Genomic DNA, 17,396 nt, shown 5'->3' on the forward strand with positions numbered 1-17,396 from the left:
GCGGGGGTTGGGGTGGGGGTGGAGGCGGTGCTGGTCATCCGGCCGGTGCGCTCCCGTCGGGCCGGGTGGTGTGGTCGGAGGTGTGCACCGGCCGCAGGGCCTGGGAGTACGACTGGGGCCGGGACGCTGACTGGGCGTCGGCGGGGCCCAGGAAGGGCTGGCTCAGCGGGGTGGGGGTGGGGGCAGGAGCCGGGGTGGCGGCCGGGTGGTCCGTGGCCAGGTGGTCGTGGGCCGGGTGTTCCGGGACCGGGTGGGCTGCGGCCATGTGGTCGGAGGCCATGGGGCCTGAAACCAGAGGGGTGAGCGCTAGGGAGTCCGGCGCCGTGGGGTCGGGCGCCATGTGGTTCCTGACCATGTGGTCGCGAGCTGTGTGGGTCGCAGTTGTGTGGGTCGCAGTTGTGTGGGCCGGGGCTGTGTGGTCCGGAGCCGTGTTCTGCGGAGTCGACTGTCCGGCCTCTCTGTGTGCCGCTTCCCCATGTGCCGCGCCCACGTGTGCCCCCTCCATGTGCGTGGCATCCAGGTGCGTCGCATGGGAGGTGTTGGCCGGTCGGTCGCCGCCGGACGCGTCGCCGCTCGCCACGTCGGCGAACCCCATGCCGACGAACCCCATGCCGGTGCGGCCGTCCTGGAGGGCCGCCCCCGGTGTCCCGCCCCTGGGCTCGGCCGTGGGCGGCTGCTCCCCCTGGGTGGCCTCCAGGTGCTGCTGGGCCTCGGCGAGGCCGATGCCGCGCTGGAAGGCGGCCATCAGACCGGGGTCGTGTCCGGCCGGTGACTCGTTGTCCTGGCGGGGTGCCGGGCCACCGCGGAGCTGCGGGACGATGTGCTCCTGGGCGCGGCGGCGCGGCAGTTGGGGTTTGCCCATGGTGCCGCGGACGGCGCCGACGCGCGGTACGGGCACGCTGCCCGCGTGCCCGGCGACCGCGGGCCGGTCCTCGGGCCGGATGCCGGGCACCGCCTCGGCGGGGTTCGGGCGCGTCTCCTGAGCGCCGCGCACCGGCAGCGGCGCGGGCGTGCCCCCCGGTTGCGCGTGCCGAGGCCGACCACCGGCGCCGGCCGTGCCGGAGCCCGGCTGCCGCCCCTGGCCCCCGCCGGGCGGCGGACCACCCGCGGCGGCCCGGTGGCCGGCCCGCGCGTCCGGCCGACCGGGGGCGCCGCCGCGGGCCCCTTCCAGCGCCCCGGCGCCGGTGGACGGCCCTGCCGCCCCGATGCCGGGCGCGCCGCCCGGCACCCCCGGCGCACCACCCCCGACGGCCGTGTCGCGCGGCTGCGGTACTGCTCCGGGTACCCCGGGCGCGCCCGATGCCGTGCCCAACAGGCTTTGCGGGACGACGAGCACGGCCTGGACGCCGCCGTAGATGTTGGACTGCAGGCGGACGTGGATGCCATGCCGACGGGCGAGCTGGGAGACGACGAAGAGGCCGATGCGGCCGTCGGCCAGCAGGCTGGCGACGTTGACCTGGTCGGGGTCGGCGAGCAGGGCGTTCATCTTGGACTGCTCGCCGACCGGCATGCCGAGTCCGCGGTCCTCGACCTCGACGGCGAGGCCGGAGGTGACGAGGTTGGCGCGGAGCAGTACCTGGGTGTGCGGGGCGGAGAACACCGTGGCGTTCTCGACGAGTTCGGCGAGCAGGTGGATGACGTCGGCGACGGCGTGTCCGCGCAGTTCCCCATCGATCGGCGGGACGAGTTTGACCCTGGAGTACTGCTCCACCTCGGCGATGGCGGAGCGCAGCACCTCGGTCATGGAGACGGGGTTGCTCCACTGCCGCCGCGACACGGCGCCGCCGAGGACGGCGAGGTTCTCGGCGTGCCGTCGGATGCGGGTGGCGAGGTGGTCGACGTGGAAGAGGCCCTTGAGGAGGTCCGGGTCCTCGATCTCGTTCTCCAGGTCGTCGAGAATCGAGATCTCCCGGTGCACGAGGGACTGGAGGCGCCGCGCCAGGTTGACGAAGACCTCCAGCTTCTGTTCGCTGCCGGCCTGGCTGGAGAGCTGGGCCGCCTGCACGACGGCGGTGACGGCGCCGTCGTGCGCGCGGGACAGGTCGGCGGCGAGCAGCTCGAAGTCGTCCGCGTCCGCGGGCGGTCCGCCGCGCTGCTTGCGCTGGGGCGGGGTCTCGCCGCGGCGCAGCGCCTCGACGAGGGCGAGCAGATCGGCCTCGCCGCGGGCGGCGTTGCGGCGCAGGTCGCCGATGCGGTCGCTGACCGAGCGGGCGGCGCGGCCCGCGGCCACGGCGGCGATGACGATGCCCGCGGCCGTCACGGAGACCGCTCCGGTGAGCACCGCGAGCAGGGTGAGGGTGGGCCGGGCGCCGGTGGAGCGGACGGTGAACAGGACGGCCGCGCAGCCGCTGAGCGCCACCGCGACCGGCGGCAGGACGGCCAGGCGCATGAGCTGAGGCCGTATGTGGGTCTCGGGCAGCGCGGGAACGGGTCGGGCGACCGGTCGTCCGTGCCGGCCGCCCTCACGGCGGTCGGCACGGGCGGCCGGTGCACGGAGGTGAGACATCTGCGTCCTCGTACTGGTCCGTCGGGCCTGGTCTCTCGCGCGGGTCGCGCGAGACGGGCATGCGCCATCGCGGTGCCGGCCGAGGGGACCGCAAAAGAATTCGGCCCCGCGTCGCCCGACGGACACTCACAGTAGTCGCCAAGGCATCATGTGCGGTGGGCAGTTGACAAAGTCCCCCGGAGATGGTCCCGCTCTGGTATGAGCCGTCGTACGAAAGACCGATAACCCCCTCGGCGATCCGCCCTGGACCAGTCAGCGAATGATCCGACCTGCTCAGAAACGGTCAGCCGAGCAACGGGCGGAGGACGTCGGCCGGATCTCCCGGCACTCCACGGCACTCCGCTTTCACTCACCAAGCCCCGGCCCGCACGCCTTCGGCAGACTCTCCGGGCGCACCGGTCACACCTTCCCCACCCCCTCGACCACCCCGCAGAGCGTCACCCACAGTGACTTCCCTGGCCGGCGTGTCCGAGATACCCGCACATGACGATGCCCCCACCCAGGACGGGCGGGGGCATGCGGGCCAGGGTCGCGTCAGCGCCGCAACGGTGGTGGCGAGGTCACCGGTCCTGTGGCACCGGTCCTGTGGCACCGGTCCTGTGTCACGCGTCCCTCACGTCGTCCGGTCACCGGTCCGTCTGTCACCGCTCGCCCGCGAGGTCGAGGTCCCCCTGCCCGGGGGAGCCCTCCGCTCGCTTCTCCTGGTGCCACGGCCGGGCGATGGGCGCCGAGACCGTACGCCACCACGGGTCGGCGGGCAGCTTCCCGGACGGCTCGAACGGCTCGCCGGGACGGGGCAGCGCGACCGCCTGGCCCGCTTCCGCGCCCGCGTCCTTCGTCCACTCGCCCGGCTCGGCCCAGGCGTGCGGAGCGAGGTTGAAGGTGCCCCAGTGGATGGGCAGCAGCACGCCGTGCGGCTGGCCGCCCTGGAGGTCCAGGTGCGCGCGCATGCCCTCCTGCGGCGTCATGTGTATGTCGACCCAGAACTCGCTGTACGCGCCGATCTGAATCATCGTCAGGTCGAAGGGCCCGTGGTCGGCGCCGATGTCCTTGAAGCCGTCGAAGTAGCCGGTGTCACCGCTGTGGTAGATCCGGTGCTGCTCGCCGGTGACGACCCAGGACGCCCACAGGGTGTGCTGGGTGTTGCGCAGCCCGCGGCCGCAGAAGTGGCGTGCGGGGGTGGCCGTCAGGGTGAGTCCGCCGACCTTGGTCTCCTCGTGCCAGTCCAGCTCGCGCAGCCGGTCGGCGGGGACGCCCCAGTGTTCGAGGTGGGCGCCGACGCCGAGCGGCACGGCGAACACGGTGTCCGTGCCGGCCAGCGCCTTGATGGTGGGCAGGTCGAGGTGGTCGTAGTGGTCGTGCGAGATGACCACCACGTCGACCTGGCCGAGCGCGGCGAGCGGCAGCGGCACCGGGTGCAGCCGCCTGGGTCCGGCGAACGGGAACGGGGAGCACCGCTCCCCCCAGACGGGGTCGAACAGGACGCGGTGTCCGTCGATCTCGGCGAGCACGCTGGAGTGGCCGATCCACGTCACCCGCAGGCCGGTGGCGGCGGGCCGGGCGAGGTCGGCGACGGTGGTCGGGTGCACCGGCACGGTGCCCTGGGGTGCTCTGCGGGCGCGCTGTTCCTTCTCGAAGTAGGTCCTGGCGAACTCCAGCATCGAACCCGAAGGGCGCATCCGGGTGGTGCCACCGGGGTTCTGGAAGACTCCGTCCTTGAAGTGCGGGGAGCGTCGGATGCGGGCCAGGCGCTCGCCGCCGGGGTCCGCGCCGAAGGCAGCGGGCCGCAGCACGCGGAGCCCGGAGCTCAGGGAACGCAAGCCGGTCACGGTACCTCCAGAGGTGTCGCCGAGGCCCCCATTATGGTCGGCCCCTGCGGCGGTCGGCGTTGACACCGCGCCACCCGCCTCCCGATACTGACCCACTGTTCAGTAACACCGTTTCTTCACACAGCTCCGAGGAGCCCCCGTGACCGCTCCCCTGATGTCCCTGGTCTGGACCGACCACGTCACCGGCCGCCAGGGCTTCCTGGTCGTCGACCGGCTGGTGCGGGGCGTGGCCAGCGGCGGTCTGCGGATGCGGCCGGGCTGCACCCTGGAGGAGGTGACCGGGCTCGCACGCGGCATGACGATGAAGGAGGCCCTGCACTACAACCCCGAGGGCCGCTACGTTCCGCTGGGCGGCGCCAAGGGCGGCATCGACTGCGATCCGCAGGACCCCGGCGCGTATGCCCTCCTGGTCCGCTACCTGCGAGCCATGCGGCCGTACGTGGAGAGTCTCTGGACCACCGGCGAGGACCTGGGGCTCACCCAGGACCTGGTGGACCGGGCGGCGGCCGAGGCGGGGCTGGTCTCCTCGATCCAGGCCGTGTACCCGCTGCTGGACGACGAGGCGGCGGCCCGCCGGCGACTGGCGGACGCCTTCGCCGTCGAGGTGGACGGGATCGGCCTGGACGAGCTGGTCGGCGGCTGCGGGGTCGCCGAGTCGGCGCTGACGGCCCTGGACCGGGCCGGGGTGCCGTACCGGGGGACGCGGGTGGCCGTACAGGGGCTCGGCACGATGGGCGGGGCCACGGCGCGGTTCCTCGCCCGCGCGGGGCTCACCGTCGTGGCGGTCGCCGACGTCAAGGGCACGATCCACAACCCGGCGGGACTGGACGTCGAGGCGCTGCTGCGCGCGCGGGACGCGTACGGCACCGTCGACCGCGCGGTGCTGCGCCCCGGCGACGCGGACCTGCCGGGTGACGCCTGGCTGTCCGCCGACGTGGAGGTGCTGGTGCCGGCGGCGGTGTCGTACGTCGTCGACGCGGCCAACGAGCACCTGGTCACCGCCCGCTGGATCGTGGAGGCGGCCAACATGCCGGTGCTGCCGGAGGCGGAGGAGCGGCTCACCGCGCGCGGGGTGACCGTGCTGCCGGACGTGGTGGTGAACTCGGGTACCAACGCCTGGTGGTGGTGGACCCTGTTCGGAGACATCGGGCCCGACGCCGACGAGGCGTTCGCCCACACCCGCCGCTCGATGCGGGCCCTGGTGGAGCTGATGCTGGACCGCGCGGAGGGCGACGGCACGACCCCGCGCGCCGCCGCGCACGCCCTGGTGTCCGACCGGCTGCCGGTGATCGCGGAGCGGTTCGGCTGGTACCGGTGAGGCACGGCGGAGTCCGCGGGCGGCGGCACGCGGCGACGCGGCCGGCGCTCACGCGACTGCCGCCGGCCCCGGACCGCACCGCGGGCGGTGGGACGACCGATTAGGGTGACCGCGTGGCGAGAGTGCGGTTGAGCGTGGCCGAGCGGCGGGAGGAGCTGCTGCGGGCCGCCATCGAGCAGATCGAGGCGCGGGGCGTGGCGGCGGTGCGGATCGCCGACGTGGCCTCGGCCCTCGGGGTGAGCAACGCACTGGTGCTGTACCACTTCTCGACGAAGGAGAAGCTGGTCGCCGCCGCCTTCACCTACGCCGCCGAGGGCGACCTGGCGCACCTGCGCAAGCTGCTGGGCCGCCGTACGTCGGCGGCGCGCCGGTTGCGTGCGGCGGTGCGCTGGTACGCGCCCACGGGACAGGCGAAGGGCTGGCGGCTGTGGATCGAGGGCTGGGCGGTGGCGTTGCGGGAACCCGCGCTGCGGGACGTCACCAAGGCCCTGGACCGGCAGTGGAAGGCGGCGATCGCCGAGGTCATCGCCGAAGGGGTGGCGGCGGGTGAGTTCCGGTGCCCCGATCCCGCCGCGGCGGCGCTGCGGCTGACGGCGCTGCTCGACGGTCTCGCCGTCCAGCTGACCTCGTATCCGGGTGCCGTGCCCCGCGCCCGGGCGCAGGAGTGGGTGGACGAGGCGCTGGAGCGCGAACTGGGGTTGCGCGAGCAGCAGTAGCAGCAGTGGCAGTGCCGGCAGCAAGGGACGGCCCGCAGGGAGGCCGCCCCTTGCTCACTCCCCCGCCCGTACCGCCTCAGGCCACGGAAGCGATCCGCATCTTGATGTCGTCCGGGGAGAGCGCTCCCTTGGCCGTCACGTGGTCGCCGGACGACTCGCCGCGCAGCCGGCGCCCGATCCACGGGACCAGGTACTCCCGCGCCCAGTGCACGTCGTCGCGGCGGACCTCCAGGGTGCCGCGGGGCGGCAGCGGCGGCCACGGCTGGTCCGGGTCGGCGGGCACCTCGACGCCGAGCACCTGGCCGGCGCGCAGCGCCACGCGCGTGTGCCCCTCGGGCGAGAGGTGCAGGCGGTCGCCGTCCCAGGCCCGGCGGTCCTGCACGGACTTCAGGGACCACAGGTCCAGGACGGGACAGCCGTACCGGTCGGCGATGGCCCGGACATGCCCGTTGTACGTGGCGATCTTGCCGCGCAGATGCTTGAGGACGGGCACGCCCCGGGTGTCGAACCCGGTGGTCACCAGCACCGTGCCGACGGCCGCGGTCAACTGGGCCACGGCGCGCTCGAACCGCTCGGCCACCTCGTCGGGGTCGGTGCCGGGGCGGATGATGTCGTTGCCGCCCGCGCAGAAGGAGACCAGGTCCGGGGCGAGTGCCAGGGCCTGCGGCACCTGGTCCGCCACGATCTGGTCGAGCAGTTTCCCGCGTACGGCGAGGTTGGTGTACTCGAAGTCGCCCTCGGGCCGCCGGTCCGACAGCAGTACCGCGAACCGGTCCGCCCAGCCGACGAACGCCCCGTCGGGGCCGGGGTCGCCCACGCCCTCGGTGAAGCTGTCCCCCACCGCCACGTACGACCCGATCACTGATGCCTTGTCACTCTTCGAATCGTCTGCCACGTCGGACCATGATTCACCTTCGGTTGTGACCTACGCGACCGTAATAAGGGGTTGACGTGCGGTGAGATAAGACACTTCCCAATACTGTGCCAAGCCTGGAATAAGGCTCTGATCAGCTGTGTTGACGTGTCGATCGCCTGTCCGTGGCGAGAAGGAGACACCCGGTCAGCCGACGGCGAGGCCCTTCGCGCGGAGGTAGGCGACCGGGTCCACGTCCGAGCCGTAGTCCGGGGTGGTGCGGATCTCGAAGTGGAGGTGCGGTCCGGTGACGTTGCCGGTCGCCCCGGAGAGGCCGACCTGCCGGCCGGCGGTCACGGTCTGGCCGACCGAGACGGAGAGAGCGGAGAGGTGGCCGAACTGCGCGTAGTAGCCGTCGGTGAGCCGGATGACGACCTGGTTGCCGTAGGCGCCGCCCCAGCCCGCCGAGACCACCGTGCCCGCGCCGACGGCCTTGACCGGGGTACCCGTCGGGACGACGAAGTCGACACCCGTGTGGTGGCCGCTGGACCACATGCCGCCCGCGACGTGGTAGCCGGTGCCGACGGAGGCACCGGTCACCGGGAGGGTGAAGCCGGAGACGGCCGTCACCGACCCGCCGGATGCCGAGGCCGAAGACGCGGACGAGGACGCGGACGGGGACGTGGAGGAGAAGGAGGGCGAGGAGGTGGACGACAGTGAGGGGGACGACTGCGCGTCCGGCCGCGCCGACGACCGCTCGTCCGGCCGCGGCTCGGCACGGGAGCCGGAGTCCGCGGTGTCCGGCGCCGCGACGTGCCGGCCGCCGAGCGTGAGCCTGAGGCCGGGGTGGATCAGCGAGGGGTCGTCGCCGACGGCCTGCCGGTTGTCGGCGTAGAGCCGGTGCCAGCCGCCGCGGAGATGCTGCTCCTCGGCGATCTTCGAGAGGTAGTCACCGGGCACCACCGTGTAGACGCGGTGCGCGGAGTCCTTCGCGGCCGTCGCTCGCGCCGCGGCCTGTTCGATCGCGGGACGCGACGGTGCGGCCTGTGCGGAGACAGCCTGTGCGGAGACGGCCTGTTCGGGGGCCCCGTGGGCGCCGGTGGCTCCCATGAGCGGCAGCGCCAGTGCGGCGCCACCGGTTCCGGCGACGGCCATCGAGCGGGTGAGACGCGGGGACGTGGGGCGTCGGTGCTTACCCTTCGCGGGCATGGCGCGTTCCTCTCCGGCGCCTGCGAGGTGAGCTGTCGGGTTCGGGCTGGAGCTGCCCGGCCACGCGTCGCCACGCGGCTGCACCCCTGGCCGTCCCGGGAACCGGAACAGGCCGTCGTACCTGGTGGGTCCCCCGCTCCTGCCGGGTACGGGTGAGTGTGTGGGGCTCCGGGCGGCGGCAGGATTCGGCGTTCCGCCCGGATGTGTGGCGAACGTAAGGGAATAGGACGGACGCGGACAAGCAACCGGTTCCGCCGGTCCGTGCCCCATATGATCCGTTGCCGGAATTCCCGGTCACCCTCCGTGAATTCGACCTATTTCGCTTTTCCAATCTCCGCGAAGAACAACGGGAATTACGTGCACATGACGCGCGACGGACAGTCACGAATATGACGCTCCTCACGCACGTCATGCCACCCCTCCTCATTAGATGACGAGTCACAACCAATGCTCCAATTCGGGCAGACAGATCAGACCCGGCGGAGTCGGATGACCGTCGCGTCCAGGTCGCCCTTGAGCCCGGTGTGCAGCCCGTGGTGCAGCAGGACGGCGCCCCGGTGCACTTCGCCCGTGTCACGGTTTTCGTAGGACGCCGTCGGGTCCAGGCTCTGCAACCGGAGCGCCGGCGCCGGCTCGCCGTAGCTCTGGGCCTGGAGCCAGGCGAGGACGACGGCCTCGTCCCCGAGCGTGTACTGCACGGCGCTGAGCCCGCCGGCCGGCGGCCGCAGCCGGAACTGGTCGCCGCGCTGCACCAGCGGCCGGATCTCCTTGTAGAGCTCCACCCAGTGGCCGGCCTCGGCGAGTTCCTCCTCGGTCCACTTCGACAGGTCGCCGCCGACGCCGAGCGCCCCGGCCATGGAGCTGACGAAACGGAAACGCAGACTGCTGACCCGGCCGTTGAGCTGGTGGTTCGGGCTGTCGGTGACCCAGGCGGACATCACCCGGGCGGGGTGAATCTGGCTGAAGCCGTGCTGGATGGCGAGCCGGTCCAGCGGGTCGGTGTTGTCGGAGGTCCACACCTCGTCGGTACGGCTCATGATGCCGAGGTCGATCCGCCCGCCGCCGCCCGAGCAGGACTCGATGGCCACGTTCGGGTGAGCCGCGCGGATCCGGTCGAGCAGCGCGTACAGCCCGCGCACGTGGTCGACCCACAGGCGCTGCGGGTAGGGCTCGCCGGGCCAGCCCGCGTCCGTGAAGCAGCGGTTGAAGTCCCACTTGACGTAGTCGATCGGGGCGCTGGACAACAGCGCGTCGAGCTGCTCCCAGAGGTACTCCTGGACGTCCTCGCGGGCGAGGTTGAGAACCAGCTGGTTGCGGAGCTCGGTGCGCTTCCGGCCCTGCTGGTACTGCACCCAGTCGGGATGGGCGCGGTACAGGTCGCTGTCCGGGTTCACCATTTCGGGCTCGACCCAGATGCCGAACTGCATGCCGAGGGCGTGCACGTAGTCGGCGAGGGGCCCCAGGCCCTTGGGAAAGCGGTCGGGGTTGGGCGTCCAGTCGCCGAGGCCGGCGCGGTCGCTGGTGCGGGCGCCGAACCAGCCGTCGTCCACCACGAACAGCTCGACACCGATCGCGGCGGCCCGGCGGGCGAGGGTGGCCTGCTGGTCCTCCGAGATGTCGAAGTTGGTGGCCTCCCAGGAGTTGAACAGCACCGGCCGGTCCTGGTCGGCGTTCGGGATGATGTACGCCCGCTGGTAGGCGTGCCAGGCACGGCTCGCCCCGCCGAAGCCCGCGTCGGTCCACAGGCCCGCGAAGACCGGGCTGGTGTACGACTCCCCCTCGGCCAGCATCAGCAGGCCCGAGTCGTCGTAGCCGGCGCCGCCGGTGATCTGCACGCGCGCGTCGGGGAGCTGGGCGACGGCGATGCGCCAGGAGCCGGACCAGCCGAGGGCGCAGCCCCAGACCTCACCGCGCTCCTCGGTGGCATCGGTGTCCAGGGCGACCCAGGGCAGGTGCTGGTGGCCGGTGTGGCCGCGGCGGCTGCCGATGACCTTCTCCCCGTAGCTGAGCGGGCCGCGGGTCAGCCGGGACTCCGCGGCCCAGCGGCCGTGCAGCTGGGAGAGCCGCCAGCCCTCGCGGTCGGGCAGGGTCCAGGTGGCGGGGTCGGCGCGCAGCAGTTCCACGGGCGCGTGCCCCTCGTTGCCGACGGTGACCCAGCGCTCGACGACGTCGCCGCGCATCCGGTAGTGCAGGGTGATGACGATGCCGTCGTCCGTGAAGCGCAACCGGAGTTCGTCGGCGTCGGCCTCGTACGACGCGAAGGTCCACTCGGTGCCGCGGCGCTCCTCCGTGCGCACGGACAGCGCCGGGCGGACGAAGCGGGGACCGCCCTCGACGGGATACTCCTCCCGGCCGTCCAGCGGGGTCTCGAAGGGCCAGTAGCCGGGCAGTGCCCGGGTGCTGAGCTCCTCGGCGTCGGCGAGCTCGATTCTGGCGCCCCAGTGCAGGTGGAGCAGCTCGTCGGCCTCCGTCAGATGCAGCGCGTAGCTGCTGCCGGGGCCGGACAGGAGCCAGGTACGACCGTTTTCGGCGATGTCCAGCATCGAGAACCTCACACAGGTGCCAACAGATCCGCTCAAGCCCCAACATCATCATGGGCCGCGGGCTCCGGAGGCAAGAGCTGCCGGGTGCTGGAAGCGAGGGGTGTCGGAGCGGGCGGCGGTGCCCTGTGGACAACTCCTGGCCCGCGCAGACCGATGTCGTATGGTCGAGCCAGTGCCCGTCGACGAGCCGCGCCGACGGGGCCCACCGGGAGGAGCCCCCGTGACGCAGCAGGTCCCGTCGACCGAGCCGGAGCTGGCCGGGGTGCGCAACTTCCGTGACGTGGGCGGCCTGCCGACCGTGGACGGGCGGCGGGTGCGGTCGGGTGTGCTGTTCCGCAGCGGCCATCTGGCGCACGCGACCGAGCAGGACGCCGAGTTCCTCGCCTCGCTCGGCCTGCACACCGTCTTCGACTTCCGTAACGCGGCCGACCAGAAGTTGGAGGGCCCGGACGTCGAGCTGCCCGGCGTGCGGAACGTCAACCTGCCGCTGACCGACCCCGCGCACGGGGCCGACTTCTGGAAGATGGTCCGCGAGGGTGACATCGAGCAGCTGCGCGGGCTCCTGGGCGAGGGCAAAGCCGCGGCCCGGATGGTGAGCTCGTACCGCACGATCGTCAAGGACCGCACCGACGAACACTCGCACGTGCTGCACGCGATCGCCGAGGACAGCGTCCCGGCGCTGATGCACTGCGCGGCCGGCAAGGACCGGGCGGGCGTCTCCATAGCCGTGACACTCCTCGCGGTGGGCGTTCAGCGGGACGCGATCCTCGCCGACTATCTGGAGTCCAACGCCAAGCACCGCCGCTACCGGGTGCGGCGCAGCGGTGGCGGGGACAGCGCGTACAGCCCCGAGGTGATGGACCTGCTCAGCCCGCTGTTCGACGCCCGCGCGGAGTACCTGACGGCCGCCTTCGAGAGCATCGAGGAGACCTGGGGCGACGTCGACACGTACCTGGGGCAGGGCCTGAAGCTGGCGCCGCGGACCCGGGAGCGGCTGCGCGAGCGCCTGCTCGACTGAGGTCGGCTCTTCCCGAGCGAGGTCAGCTCTTCGCGCCGAGGGAGAACAGCAGGAAGAGGAACGCGGCCAGGACGTGCCCGGCGGCGATGTAGATGATCAGCCGGACCCACAGGGCCCGCGGGAACTTCTCCTCTATGTTGCTCATGGCAGCTCTCCAGTGATCGGTCCCAGGCACAGGGCGGTCGTGGGACTCTGCAGCAGGGTGTGGACGAACAGGAGCTCGATCCCGTCGTGGTCCTCGGCGGCGAGCCGGTGCGGGGTCAGCGAGTCGAAGTGCGCGCTGTCGCCGGGCGCGAGCACGTGGACGGCGTCGCCGAGGCGCAGCCGGAGCCGTCCGCGCAGCACGTACAGCCACTCCTCGCCGGGATGCACCCGCACGATGTCGCCCTGGGAGCCGTGGGGCACGTGGACGCGCAGCGCCTGCATGCCCCGGCCCGGGGCACCGGCCTGCCAGTAGGTCCAGCCGCCCGCCCGGGTCGGATCCATGTCGGCGGCACGTACGATCGCGTCCCGGTCGGCGACACTCTCGCCGAGCAGGTCGGAGACCGTCGTACCGTAGACACGCGCGAGCGCGAGCAGCATCGGCAGCGAGGGCTGCCGCTGCCCGGTCTCCAGCCGGGACAGATGGGCGGGCGAGAGCCCGGCGTCCCGGGCCGCGGCCTCCAGGGTGAGGCCGGCCCGGCGGCGCAGGGAGCGCAGCTGCGGGGCGACGGCGGGCAGGTCCTCGACCGGCCCGCCCGGGTGCTCGTCGGCGGAGGAGCTCATGCCTCCATTGAGCCGCAGTTTTGTCTCTGCGGCAATTTTCTTGCCTCAGAGACAAATCCCGGGAGTCGATCTAGCGGTTGGCCACCGCCTGCTTGATGAGGGTCTTGCCGAAGTCCCACATCAGGCCGCCGCCGCTGTGCGCGTCGTCCATCACGTCGGTGAAGGCGTCCACGAAACGGTCGGCGTCGGCCTCGTCGAGGATCAGCGGCGGGATGAGCTTGATCACCTCCAGGTGATCGCCGGAGACCTGGGTGAGAATCCGGTGCCGTTGCAGCAGCGGTACGACCACCATCTGGGCGAACAGCCCCTTGCGGGCCGCCTGGAGCACGGTCCAGCGGCTGCGCAGCTTCAGCGAGGCGGGCCGGCCGAACTCGATGCCGATCATCAGGCCCCGCCCGCGCACGTCGGCGAGCAGCTCGTACTTGTCGGTCAGCGCGGCGAGCCGGGACTTGAGCTGCTCCCCCACGGCCCGGGAGTTGGCGACGATCTGCTCGTTCTCCATGACCGAGAGGACGGCCAGGCCGGCCGCCATGGCCTGGGCGTTGGCCCCGAAGCTCGCCGAGTGGACCAGGACCCGGTCCATGGAGGAGTAGACCTTCTTGAAGATCCAGTCCTTGCCGAGGGTGGCGCCGACCGGGACGTACCCGCCGGACAGCGCCTTCGCCACGCACACCAGGTCCGGCTCGACGCCCTCCTCGTGCTGGTAGGCGTAGAAGTCGCCGGTGCGGCCCAGGCCGGTCTGCACCTCGTCGGTGATGAGCAGCGCCTTGTGACGGTGCAGCAGCTCCTGGGCGGCGCGCAGGTAGCCCGGCGGCGCCTCGTGCACGCCCTTGCCCTGGATCGGCTCGACGATCAGGGCGGCGACATCGCCCTTCTTCAGCTCGCGGGCGAGCGCGTCCAGGTCACCCAGCGGTACGGCGGTGTCGGGCAGCAGCGGGGCGAAGCCGTCCCGGAAGCCGCTCTCGCCGTTGACCGACAGCGAGCCGGTGGTCAGGCCGTGGAAGGCGTGGTCGCAGTAGAGGACGCGGGGTCTGCCGGTGGCGAAGCGGGCGAACTTCAGGGCCGTCTCGACCGACTCGGTTCCGCTGTTGCCGAAGAACACCCGGTCCAGATGCGGGCTGTGCGCCAGGAGCCGCTCGGCGAGCAGTCCGGGCAGCGGCTGGCAGTCGAAGCGGGTGAGGTCGGCCAGCTGGGCGTCCAGGACGTCGTGCAGCGCCTTGCGGACGACGGGGTGGTGGCGGCCCAGGCCCATCACCCCGAACCCGGCGAGCATGTCCAGGTAGTCGTTGCCGTCAGCGTCCCAGAAGTGGGCGCCCTCGGCCCGCTCGTAGACCTTGTCGAAGCCGATGGTGTGCAGCATCCGGGGCAGCTGGTGGTTCAGGTACTTCCCGTGCAGCTCGTACCGCTCACCACCGCGCTCGGCGAGCAGCGCCCCGAGGTCGAACTCCGTGGTCATTGCCTCTCCTTGTCAACGCCCTCGGCATCAGCGCCCCTCAGGGGCGCGGGGAACTGCGCGACCAGCCCGGACGGCGCCGCGCCCGACACCCGACCCCCCGCGGCACCCCCGTGGTCACCGTCGGCCCCCCGCGCCGCGAGACTCGCCCCGATCCGCCCCGCGATCTCCACCGGCGTCAGCCCGATGTCGGCCAGCACCTCCCCCCGCTTGGCGTGCGCGAGGAACTGCTCGGGAATCCCGAACCGCCGCACCGGCACGTCCACGTCCGCGTCACCGAGCGCGAGCGCGACCGCCGCGCCGACGCCGGCCGCCCTGCTGTTGTCCTCGACGACCGCCACGAGCTCGTGGTCCGCCGCCAGCGCCGGCAGCGCCGGATCCACGGGCTTCACCCAACGCGGGTCCACGACCGTGCAGGTGATCCCCCGAGCAGCCAGCAGGTCCGCGGCCTGGAGGCACACCGGCGCCATCACTCCGACGGCGACCAGCAGCACCCGCGCGTCCGGGTCGCGACGGAGCACATCCACCCCGCCGACCCGGTCGACCGCCGGAAGTTGCGGGCCCACCGACTCCTTCGGGAACCGCACCAGCGTGGGCGCGTCGTCCACGGCGACGGCCTCGCGCAACTGGAGCCGGAGCTGTTCGGCGTCGCGCGGGGCGGCGATCCTGAGGCCGGGGACGACCTGGAGGATCGACATGTCCCACATGCCGTTGTGGGAGGCGCCGTCGACCCCTGTGACGCCCGCCCGGTCCAGCACGAACGTCACCCCGCAGCGGTGCAGCGCCACGTCCATCAGCAGCTGGTCGAACGCGCGGTTGAGGAACGTGGCGTACACGGCGACGACGGGATGCAGCCCCCCGGTCGCCAGCCCCGCCGCGGACACCGCCGCGTGCTGCTCGGCGATGCCGACGTCCCAGACCCGGTCCGGGAAGCGCTCGGCGAACTTGCCGAGGCCGACGGGGTGCAGCATGGCCGCGGTGATCGCCACGACGTCGTCCCGCTCCTCCCCGATCCGGACGATCTCGTCGCCGAACACCGAGGTCCAGGAAGGCCCGCTGGACGGTGCGAGCGGCTCGCAGGTGAGCGGGTCCATGACGCCGACGGTGTGGAAACGGTCCTCCTCGTGGGCGAGAGCGGGCTCGTAGCCGCGGCCCTTCTCCGTGAGGCAGTGCACCAGAACCGGACCGTGAAAGCGCTTCGCGCGCCGCAGCGCCGACTCGACGGCCCTGATGTCGTGACCGTCGATCGGGCCGACGTACTTGAGCCCCAGGTCCTCGAACATGCCCTGGGGGGCGAAGGCGTCCTTGAAGCCCTTCTTGGCACCGTGCAGGGACTCGTAGATGGTGCCGCCGACGACCGGGGTGCGCAGGAGCACCTCCTTGCCCCACGCCAGCATCTTCTCGTAGCCGTCGGTGGTGCGCAGTGTGGCCAGGTGGTTGGCGAGGCCGCCGATGGTGGGCGCGTACGACCGCTCGTTGTCGTTGACGACGATGATCAGCGGCCGGTCCTTCGCCGCCGCGATGTTGTTGAGCGCCTCCCAGGCCATCCCGCCGGTCAGCGCGCCGTCGCCGATCACCGCGACGACATGGCCTTTCTCCCCCTGCACCTGGCGGGCCTTGGCGAGGCCGTCGGCCCACCCGAGCGCGGTGGAGGCGTGACTGTTCTCGATGACGTCGTGCTCGGACTCCTCGCGGGAGGGGTATCCGGACAGGCCGCCCTTGCCGCGCAGCTTGGAGAAGTCCTGACGGCCGGTCAGCAGCTTGTGCACGTAGCTCTGGTGGCCGGTGTCCCAGAGGATGCGGTCGGCCGGGGACTCGAAGACCCGGTGCAGCGCGACGGTCAGCTCCACGACGCCCAGGTTGGGCCCGAGGTGGCCGCCGGTCCTGGCGACCGCGTGCACCAGGAACTCGCGTATTTCTTCGGACAGTTCACCGAGTTCCGCCTCGGACAGCGCCTTCAGGTCGCGTGGTCCCCGGATGGTCTCCAGAATCGTCACGCTCGGCCCCCTCTCGGTCCGTGCTGGTCAGCTCACCGTGACGGCGGGTGCTCCGGACCCGGCGCCGTCCTGCTCCATCTGCTCGGCGATCTTCATCGCTTCCTCGATGAGGGTCTCCACGATCTTCGACTCGGGCACCGTCTTGATGACCTCGCCCTTGACGAAGATCTGCCCCTTGCCGTTGCCCGAGGCGACGCCGAGGTCGGCCTCCCGCGCCTCACCGGGGCCGTTGACCACGCACCCCATGACCGCGACACGCAAGGGGACCTCCATGCCCGTGAGACCCGCGGTGACCTCCTCGGCCAGCTTGTAGACGTCGACCTGGGCCCGCCCGCAGGACGGACAGGAGACGATCTCCAGACCCCGCTGCCGAAGGTTCAGCGACTCCAGGATCTGGTTGCCGACCTTCACCTCCTCGACCGGAGGCGCGGAGAGCGAGACGCGGATCGTGTCGCCGATCCCCTGCGAGAGCAACGCCCCGAACGCCACGGCCGACTTGATCGTGCCCTGGAAGGCCGGCCCCGCCTCGGTGACCCCCAGGTGCAGCGGGTACTCACACTGCGCGGCCAGCTGCCGGTACGCCTCGATCATCACGACCGGGTCGTTGTGCTTGACGGAGATCTTGATGTCCCGGAAGTCGTGCTCCTCGAAGAGGGACGCCTCCCACAGCGCCGACTCCACCAGCGCCTCGGGCGTCGCCTTGCCGTACTTCTGCAGCAGACGCCGGTCCAGCGAACCCGCGTTGACCCCGATCCGGATCGGCGTGCCGTGGTCCCTGGCGGCCCGCGCGATCTCCTTCACCTTGTCGTCGAACTGCTTGATGTTGCCCGGGTTCACCCGCACCGCCGCACAGCCCGCCTCGATCGCGGCGAAGACGTACTTCGGCTGGAAGTGGATGTCCGCGATCACCGGGATCTGGGACTTGCGCGCGATCGTCGCCAGGGCGTCCGCGTCGTCCTGCGTGGGGCAGGCGACCCGGACGATCTGGCAGCCGGACGCCGTCAGCTCGGCGATCTGCTGCAGGGTCGCGCCGACGTCCGAAGTGCGGGTGGTGGTCATCGACTGCACCGACACCGGGGCGCCGCCGCCCACGGCGACCGGCCCGACGTGGATCTGCCGTGAGACCCGCCGTTCGGCGACCGGCCGCGCCGGGACCTCGGGGAGGCCCAGGGGGATTGCGGTCATGCCG

General features: G+C 72.2%; 13 protein-coding genes and 1 riboswitch. Of the genes, 3 read left to right on the forward strand and 10 right to left on the reverse strand.

Translation table 11 applies throughout. The features are described 5' to 3' along the window. Positions 1 to 34 precede the first annotated feature (34 nt). Both AB0M11_RS00560 and AB0M11_RS00565 read right to left on the reverse strand, forming a co-directional pair. The gene (locus AB0M11_RS00560) at positions 35 to 2,506 is read right to left on the reverse strand and encodes an ATP-binding protein (protein ID WP_365699760.1); all 2,472 of its coding nucleotides are present in this window, start codon (positions 2,504 to 2,506) and stop codon (positions 35 to 37) included. A gap of 641 nt (positions 2,507 to 3,147) precedes the next feature. Further along, positions 3,148 to 4,335, reverse strand: coding sequence for an MBL fold metallo-hydrolase (locus AB0M11_RS00565; RefSeq protein WP_365699762.1), 1,188 nt, complete (start codon positions 4,333 to 4,335; stop codon positions 3,148 to 3,150). Positions 4,336 to 4,474: 139 nt separating this feature from the next. Here AB0M11_RS00565 and AB0M11_RS00570 point away from each other — a divergent pair, with 139 nt between their 5' ends. Both AB0M11_RS00570 and AB0M11_RS00575 read left to right on the forward strand, forming a co-directional pair. Further along, positions 4,475 to 5,653: a Glu/Leu/Phe/Val dehydrogenase dimerization domain-containing protein gene (locus AB0M11_RS00570; RefSeq protein ID WP_365699764.1), complete on the forward strand. Its 1,179-nt coding sequence runs from the start codon at positions 4,475 to 4,477 to the stop codon at positions 5,651 to 5,653. Between the two features lie 113 nt (positions 5,654 to 5,766). After that, positions 5,767 to 6,369 carry a TetR family transcriptional regulator C-terminal domain-containing protein gene (locus AB0M11_RS00575; protein ID WP_365699766.1) on the forward strand — a complete coding sequence of 201 codons (603 nt, stop codon included), beginning with the start codon at positions 5,767 to 5,769 and terminating at the stop codon, positions 6,367 to 6,369. 76 nt (positions 6,370 to 6,445) lie between these two features. On the opposite strand, the gene AB0M11_RS00580 is transcribed toward AB0M11_RS00575, so the two are convergent. The 3 genes from AB0M11_RS00580 to AB0M11_RS00590 all read right to left on the reverse strand — a co-directional run bounded on the left by AB0M11_RS00580 (position 6,446) and on the right by AB0M11_RS00590 (position 10,974). Then, complete coding sequence (locus tag AB0M11_RS00580) at positions 6,446 to 7,231, reverse strand: SGNH/GDSL hydrolase family protein (RefSeq protein ID WP_365699954.1); 786 nt, start codon at positions 7,229 to 7,231, stop codon at positions 6,446 to 6,448. Positions 7,232 to 7,429: 198 nt separating this feature from the next. Then, a complete protein-coding gene (locus AB0M11_RS00585; protein WP_365699768.1) occupies positions 7,430 to 8,431 on the reverse strand; it encodes a LysM peptidoglycan-binding domain-containing M23 family metallopeptidase in 1,002 nt (333 codons plus the stop codon). A 4-nt stretch (positions 8,432 to 8,435) separates the two neighbouring features. After that, positions 8,436 to 8,596, reverse strand: a riboswitch (cyclic di-AMP (ydaO/yuaA leader). Positions 8,597 to 8,901: 305 nt separating this feature from the next. Beyond that, complete coding sequence (locus AB0M11_RS00590) at positions 8,902 to 10,974, reverse strand: alpha-galactosidase (RefSeq protein ID WP_365699956.1); 2,073 nt, start codon at positions 10,972 to 10,974, stop codon at positions 8,902 to 8,904. Positions 10,975 to 11,194: 220 nt separating this feature from the next. On the opposite strand from AB0M11_RS00590, the gene AB0M11_RS00595 reads away from it, so the two are divergent. Further along, complete coding sequence (locus AB0M11_RS00595; protein ID WP_365699770.1) at positions 11,195 to 11,992, forward strand: tyrosine-protein phosphatase; 798 nt, start codon at positions 11,195 to 11,197, stop codon at positions 11,990 to 11,992. Between the two features lie 22 nt (positions 11,993 to 12,014). On the opposite strand, the gene AB0M11_RS00600 is transcribed toward AB0M11_RS00595, so the two are convergent. The 5 genes from AB0M11_RS00600 to ispG form a co-directional block, all read right to left on the reverse strand. Further along, complete coding sequence (locus tag AB0M11_RS00600) at positions 12,015 to 12,137, reverse strand: DUF6126 family protein (protein ID WP_365699772.1); 123 nt, start codon at positions 12,135 to 12,137, stop codon at positions 12,015 to 12,017. After that, positions 12,134 to 12,757 (reverse strand): XRE family transcriptional regulator, encoded by a 624-nt coding sequence (locus tag AB0M11_RS00605; RefSeq protein ID WP_365699774.1) that lies wholly within the window; start codon positions 12,755 to 12,757, stop codon positions 12,134 to 12,136. The genes AB0M11_RS00600 and AB0M11_RS00605 overlap by 4 nt, the downstream gene beginning before the upstream one ends. Before the next feature lie 70 nt (positions 12,758 to 12,827). Continuing rightward, a complete protein-coding gene (locus AB0M11_RS00610; RefSeq protein WP_365699776.1) occupies positions 12,828 to 14,213 on the reverse strand; it encodes an aspartate aminotransferase family protein in 1,386 nt (461 codons plus the stop codon). Continuing rightward, positions 14,210 to 16,207: a 1-deoxy-D-xylulose-5-phosphate synthase gene (gene dxs / locus AB0M11_RS00615; protein WP_365699778.1), complete on the reverse strand. Its 1,998-nt coding sequence runs from the start codon at positions 16,205 to 16,207 to the stop codon at positions 14,210 to 14,212. The genes AB0M11_RS00610 and dxs overlap by 4 nt, the downstream gene beginning before the upstream one ends. Before the next feature lie 27 nt (positions 16,208 to 16,234). Then, complete coding sequence (gene ispG, locus AB0M11_RS00620; protein ID WP_365699780.1) at positions 16,235 to 17,392, reverse strand: flavodoxin-dependent (E)-4-hydroxy-3-methylbut-2-enyl-diphosphate synthase; 1,158 nt, start codon at positions 17,390 to 17,392, stop codon at positions 16,235 to 16,237. Positions 17,393 to 17,396 lie beyond the last annotated feature (4 nt).

It is taken from the genome of Streptomyces sp. NPDC051987 (assembly GCF_040680735.1).
Lineage (GTDB): Bacteria > Actinomycetota > Actinomycetes > Streptomycetales > Streptomycetaceae > Streptomyces.

Coding starts and splice junctions, on each gene's coding strand:
- AB0M11_RS00560 (WP_365699760.1), bottom strand. CDS start 2,506: ATGTCTCACCTCCGTGCACCGGCCGCCCGTGCCGACCGCCGTGAGGGC.
- AB0M11_RS00585 (WP_365699768.1), bottom strand. CDS start 8,431: ATGCCCGCGAAGGGTAAGCACCGACGCCCCACGTCCCCGCGTCTCACC.
- AB0M11_RS00590 (WP_365699956.1), bottom strand. CDS start 10,974: ATGCTGGACATCGCCGAAAACGGTCGTACCTGGCTCCTGTCCGGCCCC.
- AB0M11_RS00600 (WP_365699772.1), bottom strand. CDS start 12,137: ATGAGCAACATAGAGGAGAAGTTCCCGCGGGCCCTGTGGGTCCGGCTG.
- AB0M11_RS00605 (WP_365699774.1), bottom strand. CDS start 12,757: ATGAGCTCCTCCGCCGACGAGCACCCGGGCGGGCCGGTCGAGGACCTG.
- AB0M11_RS00610 (WP_365699776.1), bottom strand. CDS start 14,213: ATGACCACGGAGTTCGACCTCGGGGCGCTGCTCGCCGAGCGCGGTGGT.
- ispG (WP_365699780.1), bottom strand. CDS start 17,392: ATGACCGCAATCCCCCTGGGCCTCCCCGAGGTCCCGGCGCGGCCGGTC.